We start from the raw sequence: 14758 nt of genomic DNA on the forward strand, positions 1-14758 counted from the left end.
TTTACAGCTCCCGCCCAAACACGAAATAATCTCCTTTTGAGCCATGCCACGAACGACGGTGAGGCCTTAACGTAACTTCAACGCTGCGGACACCCTATGAATAACGAAATTTCTCTCAAATATTATGATGTCGCAGATGAGTATGCGACGGAGTCTGCTAAGCCGGTAAGCGAAGCTGAACGTACCCCGCTGGCCCATTACTTCCAGCTGCTGATCACCCGTTTGATGAACAACGAAGAGATCAGTGAAGCGTCGCAGCAGGATATGGCGCGTGAAGCCGGCATTGATGAGCAGCGTATTGATGATATCGCGGAGTTCCTGAACCGCTGGGGCAACGAGTAACTGTTACTCATCGCCAGACGAGTGAGCGCCATCACCTCGCCCTCTGGCGCAGCTGAAAATTATCATCCAGACTTATATAGTCTGTGCAGGCATTGTGTTTTACACTGCGCGCTGTAAAAAACTGAGTAGATTAAGCAGGCAAAAATGGCGATGAACGGAACGATCACAACGTGGTTTGAAGATAAAGGTTTTGGCTTTATCAAAGATGAAAACGGCGATAACCGCTATTTTCATGTGATTAAGGTCGCCAACCCTGACCTGATCAAAAAAGATGCGGCGGTGACCTTTGAACCCACCACCAACAACAAAGGCTTATCTGCCTATGCGGTGAAAGTCGCGCCGACAAGCAAATACATCTACATCGCAGGCGAGCGGCTGAAGATCACCTCGATCAAATCTTACCTGGTCTACAGCGAAGAAGTCCCGGTCGATGCCGGTGTCGATAAAGAGAACGCGGTGCTGTCAGTCGGCCTGTTGCTGAATAACATCCGGCCGAAATCTGACACGAAAGCGAATGAAATGCGCTCGCTGAAAAAGCTGGCGGTCACCACATTCCAGGGAACCACGCTGACCTTCTCTGAAGATGAGATCGACATCGACAGCACGGTTAACGTGCTTAAAAGCCTGAAATAATCCCGCAGGTGGGCCAGTTTTCTGTGAGCAGGATGCTGGCCTGACAGACCGCTTCGGTCTGCTCTACAGGTTTTTCCCCGGACACATCATCCCTGCCAGCTGTGCGCAGTGGCCAGAAAACGATACTCGTGCAGACAAAACTGCCCTGCTCTTCCAGCTAATCCATTGTTTATGAAAAAACAAAGGTCAAACGCGCTGGTCATCAAGGATCATCCCCATAAAGCCACATTCCAGGGTAGAATCAGATTCTTTGTTCAGTCATTGCCAATATTTCCATCATCGCAAATTGATACGAAAAGTGGGTGAAATAAGGTATAAAGCCGCATGAAAATCCCAAACAGAATCCAGCCACTGGTCGATGACGGCCTGATTGACGATGTCCTGCAGCGGCTGAAAAGCGGCAAAGAAGCAGACGTCTATACCGTGCTTTGCGGCGGCAAGGTGCAGTGCGCCAAAGTCTATAAAGAAGCGACTCAGCGTAGCTTCAAGCAGGCGGTGCAGTATCAGGAAGGACGTAAAACCCGCAACAGCCGTAACGCCCGCGCCATGCAGAAAGGCACGAAATTTGGCCGTAAGCAGCAGGAAGAGTCCTGGCAGACTGCCGAAGTAGACGCATTGTTCCGCCTGGCTAACGCCGGTGTTCGTGTGCCGCAGCCTTATCTCTGCATCGACGGTGTGTTACTGATGGAGCTGGTAACTGACGCCAACGGTGCGGTTGCGCCTCGCCTCAGCGATGTCATGCTCTCCGAAGAGCAGGCAATCACCGATTTCAACACCATGATCCGTAACATCGTCCGCATGCTCTGTGCAGGTATCGTGCATGGTGACTTATCCGAGTTCAACGTGCTGCTGGACGATCAGGGACCGGTGATTATTGACCTGCCCCAGGCGGTTGATGCGGCGGCCAATAACCATGCCGAGTCGATGTTCGAACGTGACGTAAACAACATCACTTCATACTATGGTCAGTTCGCTCCGCAGCTGCTTAAGACGCGCTATGCCAAAGAGATCTGGCTGCTGTATGAGGATGGCAAGCTCACACCAGAAACGCCGCTTACCGGAGAGTTTGTGGAAGAGGAGCGCGTGGTTGATATGGATTCGCTGATGGATGAGATCATTACTGCAGAGGATGAATATTACGAACGCCAGCGCGCCAGCCGTGAGCGCGACGAAGAGTAATCGCCCATTAATAAAAAAGGCAGTGAGTCGCCTCGCTGCCTTTTAATGTTCGCAGTTTTACAACGCTATCATCGCACCACGACCGTCAGCGCAATCAGAGTTAAGCCGATAATCATTACGCCGACAAAAACTTTATCGAGCCTGCCTTTTTTCATCTTCTCCTCCCTAGAACCACTGACCAAACCTGCGGATGTAGACATGTTTCATTCCCTGCGCCACCAGGCAGTAGCTGAACAGCGTCAGCACCAGCCACGGGAAGTATTGCCATGGCAGTGGCACCAGACCGACCATCGCGCCCAGCGGTGAGAACGGAATCAGGATGCCCAGCGCCATAATCGTCAGCGTGGTCAGCATCACCGGTAAGGTGGCGCGACTCTGGATAAACGGAATCTTCCGGGTACGCAGCATATGCACTACCAGCGTCTGTGACAGCAATCCCTCGATAAACCAGCCGGACTGGAACAGCGACTGCACGCCCGCATGATTCGCGCCAAAAACGAACCACATCAGCGCAAAGGTCGTGACGTCAAAAATTGACGACGTCGGCCCCATCCACAGCATGAAGCGTTTAATGTTGCCGGCATCCCATTTACGCGGCTTATTCAGAAACTCACGGTCAACCTTGTCCCACGGCAGTGCCAGCTGGGAAATGTCATACATCAGGTTCTGAATCAGCAGATGAATGGAGAGCATCGGCAGAAACGGAATAAAGGCACTGGCCACCAGCAGCGAGAAAACATTGCCGAAGTTGGAACTGGCGGTCATGTTCAGGTACTTGATGATGTTGCCAAAGGTCTCGCGTCCTTTGAGGACACCTTCATTCAGCACCTGTAAATCTTTCTCCAGCAGGATGATGTCCGAGGAGGCTTTCGCCACATCTGCCGCGCTGTCCACGGAAATCCCGGTATCCGCCGCCCGGAGTGCAGGCGCGTCATTAATGCCATCTCCCAGGAAACCGACGGTGTGACCATTCTGCTGCATCAGCCGCACCAGACGTGATTTCTGCAGCGGCGTAAGCTGGGCAAACAGCGTGCAACGTTCCACTTCCTGCGCCAGTTCGTCATCGTTCATCGCCTCAATCTGATCGCCGGTCAGCATCGCCGGATCGGTCAGTCCGACATCGGCACAGACACGCAGCGTCACCAATGGGTTGTCGCCGGTCAGCACTTTCACCGCCACACCACTGTCGCGCAGGGCTTTAATCGCTTTACCCGCGCTGGCTTTTGGCGGATCGCGGAAGGTCAGCATGCCCTGAATAACCAGATCGCGCTCGTCACTGTCGTTGAGCGGCGCGCGCAGCTCCTCATCACGGGTTGCCACGAGCAGCACACGATAACCCTGCTGATGATAGTGTTCGGTCTGTGTCAGCAGCGCCGCTCGCTGCGCCGCATCCAGTGCAACGACCGCATCGCCCTTGCGCACGGCGATACTTACCGCCAGCATCTCTTTGACTGCGCCTTTGCAGATCAGCTGTGAACGATGCTGAGCCAGATCTTCCACCAGCACTGAAACCCGGCGGCGATCAAAATCAAACGGCAACTCATCCACCAGTTGAAACTGGCTGCGCAGAGACTGCGAAATGATTTTATCGCCCGCGCTGAGTACGGCGCGGTCCATCAGGTTTTTCGCGCCACTCTGGCTGCTGCCGTTCAGCCATGCCAGCAGCAGGACCTGAGCATCTTCATTGCCCTGTGCATCCAGATGATGCGCCAGCAGAATGGTGTCCTGAGTCAGCGTGCCGGTTTTATCCGTACAGAGCACGTCCATTGCCCCAAGGTTCTGAATGGCATTGAGCTTTTTAACGATGACTTTGCGACGAGACATCGCAATTGCGCCTTTGGCCAGGTTGGCGCTGACAATCATCGGCAGCATTTCCGGGGTCAGCCCGACCGCAACCGCCAGTGCAAATAGCGTGGCATCCATCCAGTCACCTTTGGTGAAGCCATTTATCAGCAGCACCACCGGCACCATCACCAGCATAAAGCGGATCAGCAGTTTGCTGACGCTATTCACCCCGCGATCAAATGCAGTTTGCGGACGGCTTCCGGTCAGCGATGAGGCCAGCGAGCCAAACCAGGTTTCGCCACCGGTCGCGACGACGACGGCGCTGGCTGTACCGCTGGCTACGCTGGTACCCATCAGGCAGATATTCGCTGACGCCAGCAGCTCTTTAGCAGTCTGGCCTGTGCCGTCAATACCCGCATCACTGCTGTGTTTCTCAACCGGCAGCGACTCGCCGGTCAGCACCGCTTCACTGATAAACAGGTTACGTGAACTCAGGAGGCGCACATCGGCTGGCACCTGGTCGCCGGTGCTGAGCAGAATGATATCGCCCGGCACCAGTTCACTCATATCCACATCCTGGCGCTGTGCGGTTTCGCTGTCCGCCTCACGCCGCAGCACGGTAACCTGGCTACGAACCAGTGACTGCAGCGCCTGCGCCGCACGGTTGGTGCGAAATTCCTGCCAGAAGCGCAGCAACCCGCTGAGCATCACCATGGTGCAGATGATGATCACCCCGGAAAGATCGGTCTCCTGACCAGCGCGTAGCGGCAGCCAATAGTCCGTTACAAAACTCACCAGCGCCAGGACCAGCAATACGTAGATAAACGGGTTATTAAACGCCATCAGCAGCTGAATCAGCGCCGGTGGCGCTTTCTCATGCGCGACTTCATTGCGGCCGTACAGGCTCAGGCGCTTTGCCGCTTCAGCCTGAGTCAGGCCCTGATGGTGGCTGCGCAGGTTTGCCAGCGTCGTCTCAACGTGCTGGCCTGCCTGCTGTGCTACAGCAAACATTTTTTTACTTTTTTTATCGTTACGGTTGCCGGATGAAGTGATCGCAACCTGCTCCAGTTTCATGTCGCTCATTTCGACATCTCCCTGATTTAAAGCAATAGTTGTCCTGCACGCAAAATAAGGTGCATGGATAAAACCTGGCGAAGCCGGGTTATTTAATGCGGTGACCTTCAGGAATAATCACGTTATTCCGCCTGCACGCAAAATAATGACGCGCACAGGATTAGCCGACGTCGGTTAAACGCAGCATGTTGAAAGTCTGAGATCGTCAATCGGGCGTAGCCTGCGCTACGCCAATCGGGGCGGAGGAAAAAGAGCGAATATAAACAGCAGCATAACGCGCACTCCTGTGAATGACAGGATTTAAAAAAGGAGCGCGATCGTTAATTAAAGCGGGGATCGCTGCTCGCCGGTTGGCAAGCAGCAAAGAAAATTCAGCTTGCCAGAATTAAAGTTAATCGGGTATCACTGTCCAACTGAATTCTCCTGAAATTATCTGCAGCCATTATAAAGAGCGTCTGGCTGCGGTAAAGCAATAATAACCTGAATAATGGTTTCGTTGAGGTTTTGTTTCTGCTCAGCTTACCGCTTCGTTAACAGAGTGGCGATCTTCTTATAACCAGCAGGTAACCCTTATAACCTTTTGGCATATGATTAGCCCATATTCGACTATTCTTCACACCGGCCCTTTCGTAAACTCGCGTAACTTTTTAGAGGCAAGGAAATTTCATGAAAACTATAATTCCATCACTGCTGGCGCTGACGCTGGCTGGCGCCTTCACAGCACAGGCCGCAACACCAAAAGATACGCTGGTAATTGCACAATCTACTGACGACGCCGACAGCTTCGATCCGGCCAAAGGGTTTGAACTGACCAGCGTTCAGGCTTTTACAAACATCTATCAGCGTCTGGTCCAGTCCGATCCGCAGAACCCGGTGGACCTGAAGCCTACTCTGGCGACCTCATGGCAGCCCGGCAGCGACAACCGCAGCCTGACCTTTGAACTGCGCAAAGATGCGAAATTCTCTACCGGCAACCCACTGCGTCCGGAAGATGTGATCTTCTCGCTGGGCCGCGTGGTAAAGCTGAACCTCGATCCCTCTTTCATCCTGACACAGCTTGGCTGGACTAAAGATAACGTCGACGGCTTCCTGAAGAAGGTCGACGACAATCACGTGCAGATTAGCTGGACGGCTAACGTCAGCCCGACCTACGTGCTGAGCCTGCTCTCTGCCCCGGTTTCTTCCATCATTGATGAAAAAACCGCGATGGCGAACGCGAAGAACGGCGATTTTGGTAACGCCTGGCTGGCAACTCACTCTGCGGGCAGCGGTCCGTATCAGATCCGTAAAGTGGTGATGCATCAGGTGGTACTGCTCAGCGCTAACCCGACCTCACCGGCGGGCGCGCCAAAAATGAAGAACATCCTGATCAAAAACGTACCGGAACCGGCGGCGCGTCGTCTGCTGCTGGAACAGGGCGATGCCGATATTGCCCGAAACCTGGGTGCCGATCAGATTGCCGCGCTGAATGGCAAAACAGGCGTGAAGACGGAAGCGATTCCCATGGCGTCGCTCTACTACATCCAGTTCAACATCGGCGCAAACGAGACGATGAAGAATCCGGCCTTCTGGGAAGCAGCACGCTACCTGTGGGATTACAAAGGTATCGCTAACGAGCTGCTGAAAGGTCAGTTCGACGTGCATCAGAGCTTCCTGCCGAAGGGCTTCCTGGGCGCAATCAACGACACGCCATACAGCTACGATCCGGAAAAAGCCAAAGCGATTCTGAAGAAAGCGGGCCTGAGCAACGTGACCTTCAAGCTCTCTACCAGCAACCAGCCGCCTTATCTGGATATCGCACAGGCGCTGCAGGGCAGCTTCGCCAAAGCAGGCGTGAAAGTGGAAGTGGTACCGGGCCTGAGCTCAGAAGTGTCGACCAATGTGAAAGCGCATAAATATGAAGCGACGCTGAACGCCTGGGGTTCTGACTACTTCGATCCCAATACCAATGCTGCCTCGTTTGCTTACAACCCGGAAGATGGCAGCAAAACTATCGCTTACCGTTCAGACTGGCATATTCCTGAGCTGAACAAGCAGGTGATTGCGGCGACAGCAGAAAGCGATCCGAAAAAACGCGTGGCGCTATATGAAGCGATGCAGCGTGAAGTGATGAAAAACTCACCTTACGTGATTGGGATGCAGGCGAAGAACCTGATCGCCCTGCGCGACAACCTGAAAGGCTACGTGCAGGGTATCAACCCTGACATGGTGTATTACTCGCAGGTTACTAAGTAATGGCACAGTCTGTCCCTTCAGCCGGGTTCGCCCGGCTTTTTTGGCAGCGTGGCGGACGGCTGATCGGTAGCGTATTGTCGCTGCTGGTCACGTTGCTTGGCCTGCTTGCCTTCACCTTTATGCTGTCGCATCTGTCGCCGATTGATCCGGTGCAGCAGATTGCCGGCGATCACGCCAGTGAAGCGACTTACGCGCAGGTGCGTCATGACCTGGGTCTCGACGAGCCGGTGCTGATGCAGTTCTGGCGCTATGTCGAACATCTGGCGCACGGCGATCTGGGTGTCTCCCGTCTGACCAATCAGTCGGTGAGTGGCGATCTGATGTCCACGTTCCCGGCCACCATTGAGCTGGCGACCTGCGCGATGATCTTCGCGGTGGTATTCGGCGTCGCGCTGGCGCTGCTGGCGGCCTGGAAACCGGGCAGCTGGATCGATAACCTCGCCCGCTTTGTCTCGCTGCTGGGCTACTCGGTGCCAGTGTTCTGGCTCGGCCTGCTGGGTCTGCTGCTCTTTTATGCGGTGCTGCACTGGTCCGCCGGACCGGGACGACTGGATGATATCTGGGTCTATACCCTTGAGCCGAAAACCGGCTTTGTGCTGATCGACAGCTGGCTCTCAGGTGAACCGGAGATGTTCCGCAACGCGATTGCGCACCTCTGGCTGCCGGTGGTGATTCTCGGTCTGCTGGCGATGGCGGGCATTACCCGCCTGCTGCGTGCGGCGCTGCTGGAAGAGAGCAGTAAAGAGTATGTGGTGCTGGCGCGTGCCAAAGGTGCCGGTCGGGTGCGCATCCTGCTGCGCCATATATTCCCTAACGTGCTGGGCACGCTGGTTACGGTGATCGCCCTCTCCTACGCTACGCTGCTGGAAGGCTCGGTGCTAACCGAAACCGTCTTCGCCTGGCCGGGTGTGGGTCGCTATATGACCAATGCGCTGTTCTCCGGCGATGTGCCGGCGATTCTGGGCTCAACCCTGTTGATTGGCAGCTGCTTTATCCTGATTAACACCCTGGCAGATGTTTTAACCTGGTTAACCGATCCGAGAACCCGATGACGCAACAACTCTCTGAACCCGAAACGCTACGGCCACGCCGTCGCCGTCAACGCGTGACCTCGTTAACCGTTGGCCTGACGCTGGTCGCGATTCTTATCCTGATGGCGCTGCTGGCACCGCTGATTGCACCTTTCGACCCGAATGTGCAGACCATGTCGAGCCGACTGCTGGCGCCGTCAGCACAGCACTGGTTTGGCACCGATGGCTTTGGCCGCGATCTGCTGTCGCGCGTGATTTACGGCACACGCCCTACGCTGCTGCTGGTATCGCTGATTCTGGTGCTGACTATTCCGGCCGGACTGCTGATCGGCATCACCGCCGGTTACGTGGGCGGCTGGACCGAACGCCTGCTGATGCGCATCACCGATATTTTCCTGTCGCTGCCCAACCTGGTAATCGCGCTGGCGCTGGTGGCGATTCTCGGCCCTGGCCTGATGAACGGCGCGCTGGCACTGGCGCTGACCAGCTGGCCGCCGTTTGCCCGTCAGGCACGCGCTGAAACGCTGGCACTGCGCCGCAGCGATTACCTCGCCGCCGCGCGGATGCAGGGCATTACGGGCTTTCGCCTGATGTTCGGTCATATCCTGCCGCTCTGCATGCCGACGGCGGTGGTCCGCGCTGCGCTAAGCCTGGGCGGGATTATCCTGGCTGCTGCCGGACTCGGTTTCCTCGGTATGGGCGTTCAGCCGCCGACGGCTGAATGGGGCTCAATGGTCGCCGAAGGCAGTAAAGTGATCTTCGATCAGTGGTGGGTTGCGGCTGCACCGGGTGCGGCGATTCTGTTTGCCAGCCTGGCCTTTAACCTGACAGGCGATGGCCTGCGCGACCGACTGGATACCCGTCATGCAAAATAATCTGCTCCTTGCCGAAGGGCTGACCATTCGCAGTGATGAAGCACTGCTGGTCGATAACATCAGCTTTTCCGTGGGCCGCGAACGTGTGGCGCTGGTCGGTGAGTCCGGCTCCGGGAAGTCGCTGACCGCCCGCAGCCTGATGGGACTGCTCTCGCCCGGGCTGCATCTGCAGGCCAGCCAGCTTCAGGTGGCCGGTGAGAATGCGCTGACGCTGAGTGAGCGTCACTGGAACCAGCTGCGCGGTAACCGCGTGGCGATGGTGATGCAGGACCCGAAATATGCCCTTAATCCGACGCGCACCATTGGCTGGCAGGTGGAAGAACCGCTGATCCTGCATCGCCGCCTGAGCCGTGCCGAGCGTAAAGAGAAAGTGTGTGAGATGCTGGATGCGGTCGGCCTGCCCGATCCGCGTCGTCTGATGCAGCAGTATCCGCATCAGCTCTCGGGCGGCATGGGCCAGCGTGTGATGCTGGCAATCGCACTGATCACCGATCCTGACTTCCTGATCGCTGATGAACCCACCTCTGCACTGGATCATGCCATGCGCGATCAGGTGCTGGCGCTGATTCGCGGTCTGGTGGAAGCGCGTAACATGGGTCTGCTGCTGATCAGCCACGATTTGCAGCAGGTTTCGGAACATTGCGAGCGGGTGATGGTGATGTACAAAGGCCGGTTGCTGGATACGCTGCCCGCCGCTGAACTGCCTCACGCGACCCATCCTTACACCCGCACACTGTGGGCCTGCCGTCCGGGTAAAGCGACCCACGGACAGACTTTACCGGTGCTGGATCGCGCTGCGCTGGAGGCGAATTATGATTGAGTTACACAATCTCAGCGTCGCCCACAAACAGGGTTATGACCTTCGCACCGTGGTGCATGAGGTTAATCTTGAGGTTAACGCGGGCGAGTGTTTTGGTCTGGTGGGTCCTTCGGGCTGCGGCAAATCGTCACTGCTGTGGGTGCTGGCAGGTCTGAACCCACACTGGCAGGGCCAGATGCAGCTTGCCGGTCATACTGTTCAGCCGGGCAAAGCCTTTACCGGTGCGCTGCGTCAGGAAGTGCAGATGGTGTTCCAGGACCCTTATGCCTCGCTGCATCCGCGTCACCGGCTGCGTCGCACCCTGTCGGAGCCGCTGAAGCTGCTGAAACGCGAGAATATCAACGATCGTATCGATCAGGGTTTCCGTCACGTCGGACTCGATCCTGCACTGGCAGATCGCTATCCACATCAGCTCTCTGGCGGTCAGCGTCAGCGCGTCGCCATCGTGCGCGCCCTGCTGCTGCAGCCAAAGATCCTGCTGCTGGATGAGCCGACATCGGCACTGGATATGTCAGTGCAGGCGGAGATCCTTAACCTGCTCAACGATCTGAAACAGCAGGATGGTCTGACAATGGTGCTGGTCAGCCACGATCCCGATGTTATCGATCATATGTGCGATCGCGCAGTGCGTATGGCACAGGGCCGCATCATCGAACAGATCTCTGCCTGAAACCCGGCCGGACGGCGTTAATCTGCCGTCCGGCGCTGTTTCACTCGTCGCGCATTTCGTAACTCGCCTCTTAATCGGCATTAACCCCTCTTCTCTCCTGCCGGACGGTGTGTGGTTCTCTCACAGCCATCTTGATTGCCACGCTACGCTATTGTCGGTTGTACGATAAAGCAGCGCCCCTATACGACTGCACAAAACGCAGCACCAGGCTGATGCGGTATACTCGCGGCAACTATTTCATGAGAGGAAAAAGCGATGACGGTAAAACTGCGTCCACTGGAGCGGGAAGACCTGCACTTTGTCCATCAGCTGGATAACAACGCCAGCGTGATGCGCTACTGGTTTGAGGAGCCCTATGAAGCGTTTGTGGAGCTGTCCGATCTCTACAACAAGCACATTCATGATCAGACGGAACGCCGCTTTGTGGTGGAGCATAGCGGGCAGAAAGCGGGATTAGTGGAACTGGTGGAGATTAACCATGTGCACCGCCGCGCCGAGTTTCAGATCATTATCGATCCGGCGCATCAGGGCAAAGGGCTGGCAACCCAGGCGGCAAAGCTGGCGATGGATTACGGCTTTTCGGTTCTCAATCTCTATAAGCTCTACCTGATTGTCGATCAGGAAAACGAGAAAGCGATCCATATCTATACCAAGCTCGGCTTCGAGATCGAAGGCGTGCTTAAACATGAATTTTTCATCAATGGGGAGTACCGCAACACCATCCGCATGTGCATTTTCCAGCATCAGTATCTGGAACGCCATAAAACGCCAGGCGGGATGGTGAAGCCGACCGCGCAGTGATCAGCCGCGCGCGCCAACCGGATTCATGAAGGGACGTGGATGTTCCGGCTTGAGGTCGTACATGCCGCCATAGAAAGGATCGACCAGCAACCAGCCGGGGAATCCACCTAATGGGATATTGCCCAGCAGATACCAGAGGTTAGCGCGAGCCTCGATAGGCACTGTAACCGGCACGTAGCCCGGGCTTTCCAGCATCAGCAGATAGTGCTTTTTGCCGAAGTAGCGGCCGGTGGATTTTGCCAGCTCAACGGTCTGCGGCGTGAAACCCTGCGCAACTGCGTAGCCACGCTCATCCTGCACGGTAAAGCGCGCGCCCTGCGGCAGAGAGTCGATGCGCACCATTTGGGTTTCAGTGCCGACAATGGTGGCACAGCCGCTAAGCAGCAGCGCGGCGGCCAGAGCCAGAATTCGCTGTTTCATGAAGGGGTCCACAGAGTGATCAGTGCTCAAAGTGTAGACCGCCTTCTTTGTCTCAATCGGGCTATCATCGCCCGATTCAGCCAGCTTATTGCGGTTGACAAGCGCGGGCGATAGCCGCGATGTCGTTGGGTGAGGTGCGACAGCAGCCGCCAATCAGCTTCGCGCCCGCCTGCTGCCACTCATCCAGCTTGTCGTGCAGCGTGCAGCCCGACGGCGCGGAATGCCAGGTTTTGCTGCTGGCATCATACTGCTCGCCGGAGTTGGGATAGACCACCAGCGGTTTGTCGGTCAGCCTCTGCAACTGCTGCAGCGCAGGCGTTACGCTCTCCAGCGCTACGCAGTTGATCCCCAGCGCTATCACCTGCGGCTGCTGATTCAGCCAGCTCACCACCTCTGACAGCGGCGTGCCGTCGCTGATATGCCCGGCATCACGCAGCGTAAACGTGAACCACGCGCGGCCTTCCGGGAATTCAGCCAGCAGCTTCACCAGTGCCTGCGCTTCCGCAAACGAAGGCAGGGTTTCACAGGCCAGCAGATCGGCACCCGCCGCCAGCAGCGCCTGCACGCGCGGACGGTGAAACGCCATCATTTCCGCTTCCGGCAGTGCATAGTCACCGCGATATTCCGAACCATCCGCCAGGAAAGCACCGTATGGCCCCACCGATCCCGCCACCAGCAGCGTTTTCGCATCGGGCCGGACCGCCAGATAGTCCTGACGTGCGCGGCGCGCCAGCTCGACGCTCTGGGCGATCAACGCCAGTGACTGTGCTTCATCAAGACCACGTGTGGCAAAGCCCTGCGGCGTCGCCTGATAGCTGGCGGTAATGGCACAACGCGCACCGGCGACAAAATAGTCGTAGTGCACCTGATAGATGAGCTCAGGATTTTCCATCAGCACCTTTGCTGACCAGAGCGCATCGGCCAGATGGCAGCCGCGGGCTTCCAGTTCGGTGGCCAGCGCGCCATCCAGAATCAGCAATGGTGACTCTGTTAAAGCCTGCGCGACAGGGTTATGCGACATCTTTGGCCTCCTCAGGCTTCGGGGATGATTTGTGGGTCAGATGGTATGCGGCGTAGCAGAACAGGACAAATGGGATGCCACACCATAGCGCGATACGCTGAGTTGGATCGAATGCCAGACCAACACAGGCCAGCAGACAGAGCAGAAAGCCCAGAATCGGCGTCAGCGGATAGAGCGGCGCGCGGTAAGCCAGATCGGCCAGCGATTTGCCCTGCTGAAGGTGACGGCGACGGAAAACAAAATGCGAGGCGCAGATGCTGAGCCAGACCGCAACCACCGCAAAGCCAGAGATAGCCGACAGCGCCACAAACACCGTGTCTGGAGCAACCACGCTGGAAACCAGCGCCAGCAAACCGCCCACCATGCTGACAGTAATTGCCAGCATGGGTACGCCGCGCTTGTTCACCCGGGAAAAGGCACGCGGCAGCGTATTTTCGTTGGCCAGCGACCAGAGCATACGGCCCGATGCGTAAAGGCCGGAGTTGGCCGCTGACAGGATTGCAGTCAGGATCACAAAGTTAATGATGTCAGCCGCATACGGGATGCCGATCTTTTCGAACACCAGCACAAACGGACTTTTTATGATGCCAGCCTGATCCATCGGAATCAGCGCCGCCAGCACAAAGACTGTGCCGATGAAGAAGATGATCAGCCTGGCCACGGTGGTGCGGATCGCCAGCGGCAGCACTTTCTCCGGCTGCTGGGTTTCACCGGCCGCAATCCCGATCAGCTCGGTGCCAGAGAAGGCGAAGTTCACCGCCACCATCGTCATCAGAATCGGCAGTACGCCGTTGGGCAGCCAGCCGTGCGCAGTAAGATTGCTCAGACCAGGCGCGGGCGTGCCATCTTTCATCGGGATAAAGCCAAACATCGCTGCGCCGCCCAGCACGATAAAGGCGACGATCGTGACCACCTTAATCAGCGAGAACCAGAACTCCCCTTCGGCGAAGAAGCGGGTTGAGATGACGTTCAGCAGATAGATGGCGCAGCAGAAGACCAGGCACCATATCCATACCGGAATCTGCGGGAACCAGTACTGCATACAGAAGCCCGCCGCCGTCAGGCTGGAGCCCAGGGCTACCGTCCAGGTCAGCCAGTAGAGCCATGCCACGGTATAGCCGGTTGCCGGACTGAGATAGCGCGCAGCGTAAACGTGGAACGCGCCGGTTTCCGGCATCGCCACAGAGAGTTCACCCAGACAGACCATCACCAGCCAGACCACCAGCGCGCCAATCAGATAGGCAAGCAGCGTACCCGCCGCTCCGGTAGTAGAAATGATATAGCCGGTGTTAAAAAACAGGCCAGTACCGATCACGCCGCCCAGCGATAACATCACCAGATGGCGCACTTTCATGGTGCGTTTAAATTGTTCCTGCGAGGGAGTTGGCTGTTCGCTCATCTTTTTTATCCGTATGGACGTCTAAACATCTATAGTGGACAATTTTATACGCGTCACAGCGGGTAATTGCAACGGCAGGAAACAGGGAGGATGGAAAGGCCGTTCAGAGCCCCGTCGCGGCGGGGCCTGATGCGTCAGCCGAAAACGCTTTGAATATAGCGTTCCAGCGCCATGCGGGAACTGAATCCGTGCGGGATGCCGTAATGTTCCTGTGAATCACCCGCCAGGTAGAGAGGGAATTGGGTGTAGTGATCGCAGGTCTTCATTTCTGAAGCGGGTTCAGCGAACGGCTGGCTCTTCTCTTTCAGTGTCGGGTGAATCACTAAAGCCATGCGCCCCATGCGCGCTTCGCGATTCACATAAACGTAGTTCTCTCCACGGCGATAGCCATAGGCCCGTGGGGTAATTTCATCGACTTCGAAACCCGCTTTTTCCAGTACGCGCGCTACCTCATCCGGTCGTAAATACATGCT

The 14758-nt window shown here is 56.5% G+C and carries 15 protein-coding genes; 9 read left to right on the top strand and 6 right to left on the bottom strand.

The window, feature by feature from the left end; all coding sequences use genetic code 11:
* The first annotated feature begins 96 nt into the window (after nt 1-96).
* The 3 genes from Q7C21_RS12895 (at nt 97) to Q7C21_RS12905 (ending at nt 2154) form a co-directional block, all read left to right on the top strand.
* Complete coding sequence (locus tag Q7C21_RS12895; protein WP_003850337.1) at nt 97-342, top strand: YmjA family protein; 246 nt, start codon at nt 97-99, stop codon at nt 340-342.
* A 144-nt stretch (nt 343-486) separates the two neighbouring features.
* Nucleotides 487-975, top strand: coding sequence for a cold-shock protein (locus tag Q7C21_RS12900; RefSeq protein WP_003850339.1), 489 nt, complete (start codon nt 487-489; stop codon nt 973-975).
* A 324-nt stretch (nt 976-1299) separates the two neighbouring features.
* A complete protein-coding gene (locus Q7C21_RS12905; RefSeq protein ID WP_003850345.1) occupies nt 1300-2154 on the top strand; it encodes a PA4780 family RIO1-like protein kinase in 855 nt (284 codons plus the stop codon).
* 68 nt (nt 2155-2222) lie between these two features.
* On the opposite strand, the gene mgtU is transcribed toward Q7C21_RS12905, so the two are convergent.
* Both mgtU and mgtA read right to left on the bottom strand, forming a co-directional pair.
* Nucleotides 2223-2354 (bottom strand): magnesium transporter protection protein MgtU, encoded by a 132-nt coding sequence (gene mgtU / locus Q7C21_RS12910; protein WP_008926754.1) that lies wholly within the window; start codon nt 2352-2354, stop codon nt 2223-2225.
* The gene (gene mgtA / locus Q7C21_RS12915; protein WP_039659469.1) at nt 2320-5022 is read right to left on the bottom strand and encodes a magnesium-translocating P-type ATPase; all 2703 of its coding nucleotides are present in this window, start codon (nt 5020-5022) and stop codon (nt 2320-2322) included. The genes mgtU and mgtA overlap by 35 nt, the downstream gene beginning before the upstream one ends.
* A gap of 657 nt (nt 5023-5679) precedes the next feature.
* Here mgtA and Q7C21_RS12920 point away from each other — a divergent pair.
* The 6 genes from Q7C21_RS12920 to speG all read left to right on the top strand — a co-directional run bounded on the left by Q7C21_RS12920 (nt 5680) and on the right by speG (nt 11445).
* Nucleotides 5680-7248, top strand: a complete 1569-nt coding sequence (locus tag Q7C21_RS12920; RefSeq protein WP_003850350.1) for an ABC transporter substrate-binding protein — start codon at nt 5680-5682, stop codon at nt 7246-7248.
* The gene (locus tag Q7C21_RS12925) at nt 7248-8300 is read left to right on the top strand and encodes an ABC transporter permease (protein WP_375150768.1); all 1053 of its coding nucleotides are present in this window, start codon (nt 7248-7250) and stop codon (nt 8298-8300) included. The genes Q7C21_RS12920 and Q7C21_RS12925 overlap by 1 nt, the downstream gene beginning before the upstream one ends.
* A complete protein-coding gene (locus Q7C21_RS12930) occupies nt 8297-9154 on the top strand; it encodes an ABC transporter permease (RefSeq protein WP_003850353.1) in 858 nt (285 codons plus the stop codon). Before Q7C21_RS12925 ends, Q7C21_RS12930 begins: the two co-directional genes overlap by 4 nt.
* Entirely contained in the window at nt 9144-9974 is an 831-nt protein-coding gene (locus Q7C21_RS12935; protein ID WP_375150769.1) for an ABC transporter ATP-binding protein, read from the top strand. The genes Q7C21_RS12930 and Q7C21_RS12935 overlap by 11 nt, the downstream gene beginning before the upstream one ends.
* Complete coding sequence (locus Q7C21_RS12940; protein ID WP_105098873.1) at nt 9967-10644, top strand: ABC transporter ATP-binding protein; 678 nt, start codon at nt 9967-9969, stop codon at nt 10642-10644. The genes Q7C21_RS12935 and Q7C21_RS12940 overlap by 8 nt, the downstream gene beginning before the upstream one ends.
* A gap of 255 nt (nt 10645-10899) precedes the next feature.
* On the top strand, nt 10900-11445 hold the full coding sequence (gene speG / locus Q7C21_RS12945) for a spermidine N1-acetyltransferase (protein ID WP_003850356.1): 546 nt from the start codon (nt 10900-10902) through the stop codon (nt 11443-11445).
* Here speG and Q7C21_RS12950 read toward each other — a convergent pair whose 3' ends face one another.
* The 4 genes from Q7C21_RS12950 to Q7C21_RS12965 form a co-directional block, all read right to left on the bottom strand.
* Entirely contained in the window at nt 11446-11865 is a 420-nt protein-coding gene (locus Q7C21_RS12950; RefSeq protein ID WP_003850357.1) for a hypothetical protein, read from the bottom strand.
* Between the two features lie 85 nt (nt 11866-11950).
* A complete protein-coding gene (mmuM, locus tag Q7C21_RS12955; RefSeq protein ID WP_003850358.1) occupies nt 11951-12886 on the bottom strand; it encodes a homocysteine S-methyltransferase in 936 nt (311 codons plus the stop codon).
* Nucleotides 12876-14285: an S-methylmethionine permease gene (gene mmuP / locus Q7C21_RS12960; RefSeq protein ID WP_375150770.1), complete on the bottom strand. Its 1410-nt coding sequence runs from the start codon at nt 14283-14285 to the stop codon at nt 12876-12878. Before mmuP ends, mmuM begins: the two co-directional genes overlap by 11 nt.
* Before the next feature lie 134 nt (nt 14286-14419).
* On the bottom strand, nt 14420-14755 hold the full coding sequence (locus tag Q7C21_RS12965) for a DUF2002 family protein (protein ID WP_003850360.1): 336 nt from the start codon (nt 14753-14755) through the stop codon (nt 14420-14422).
* Between the last annotated feature and the right edge of the window lie 3 nt (nt 14756-14758).

The organism is Pantoea sp. ANP04 (genome assembly GCF_041982285.1).
Lineage (GTDB): Bacteria > Pseudomonadota > Gammaproteobacteria > Enterobacterales > Enterobacteriaceae > Pantoea > Pantoea eucalypti.

Coding starts and splice junctions, on each gene's coding strand:
- Q7C21_RS12920 (WP_003850350.1), top strand. CDS start 5,680: ATGAAAACTATAATTCCATCACTGCTGGCGCTGACGCTGGCTGGCGCC.
- Q7C21_RS12925 (WP_375150768.1), top strand. CDS start 7,248: ATGGCACAGTCTGTCCCTTCAGCCGGGTTCGCCCGGCTTTTTTGGCAG.
- Q7C21_RS12930 (WP_003850353.1), top strand. CDS start 8,297: ATGACGCAACAACTCTCTGAACCCGAAACGCTACGGCCACGCCGTCGC.
- Q7C21_RS12965 (WP_003850360.1), bottom strand. CDS start 14,755: ATGTATTTACGACCGGATGAGGTAGCGCGCGTACTGGAAAAAGCGGGT.
- speG (WP_003850356.1), top strand. CDS start 10,900: ATGACGGTAAAACTGCGTCCACTGGAGCGGGAAGACCTGCACTTTGTC.
- Q7C21_RS12900 (WP_003850339.1), top strand. CDS start 487: ATGGCGATGAACGGAACGATCACAACGTGGTTTGAAGATAAAGGTTTT.
- mmuM (WP_003850358.1), bottom strand. CDS start 12,886: ATGTCGCATAACCCTGTCGCGCAGGCTTTAACAGAGTCACCATTGCTG.
- Q7C21_RS12905 (WP_003850345.1), top strand. CDS start 1,300: ATGAAAATCCCAAACAGAATCCAGCCACTGGTCGATGACGGCCTGATT.
- Q7C21_RS12950 (WP_003850357.1), bottom strand. CDS start 11,865: ATGAAACAGCGAATTCTGGCTCTGGCCGCCGCGCTGCTGCTTAGCGGC.
- mgtU (WP_008926754.1), bottom strand. CDS start 2,354: ATGTCTACATCCGCAGGTTTGGTCAGTGGTTCTAGGGAGGAGAAGATG.
- Q7C21_RS12935 (WP_375150769.1), top strand. CDS start 9,144: ATGCAAAATAATCTGCTCCTTGCCGAAGGGCTGACCATTCGCAGTGAT.
- Q7C21_RS12940 (WP_105098873.1), top strand. CDS start 9,967: ATGATTGAGTTACACAATCTCAGCGTCGCCCACAAACAGGGTTATGAC.
- Q7C21_RS12895 (WP_003850337.1), top strand. CDS start 97: ATGAATAACGAAATTTCTCTCAAATATTATGATGTCGCAGATGAGTAT.
- mgtA (WP_039659469.1), bottom strand. CDS start 5,022: ATGAGCGACATGAAACTGGAGCAGGTTGCGATCACTTCATCCGGCAAC.
- mmuP (WP_375150770.1), bottom strand. CDS start 14,285: ATGAGCGAACAGCCAACTCCCTCGCAGGAACAATTTAAACGCACCATG.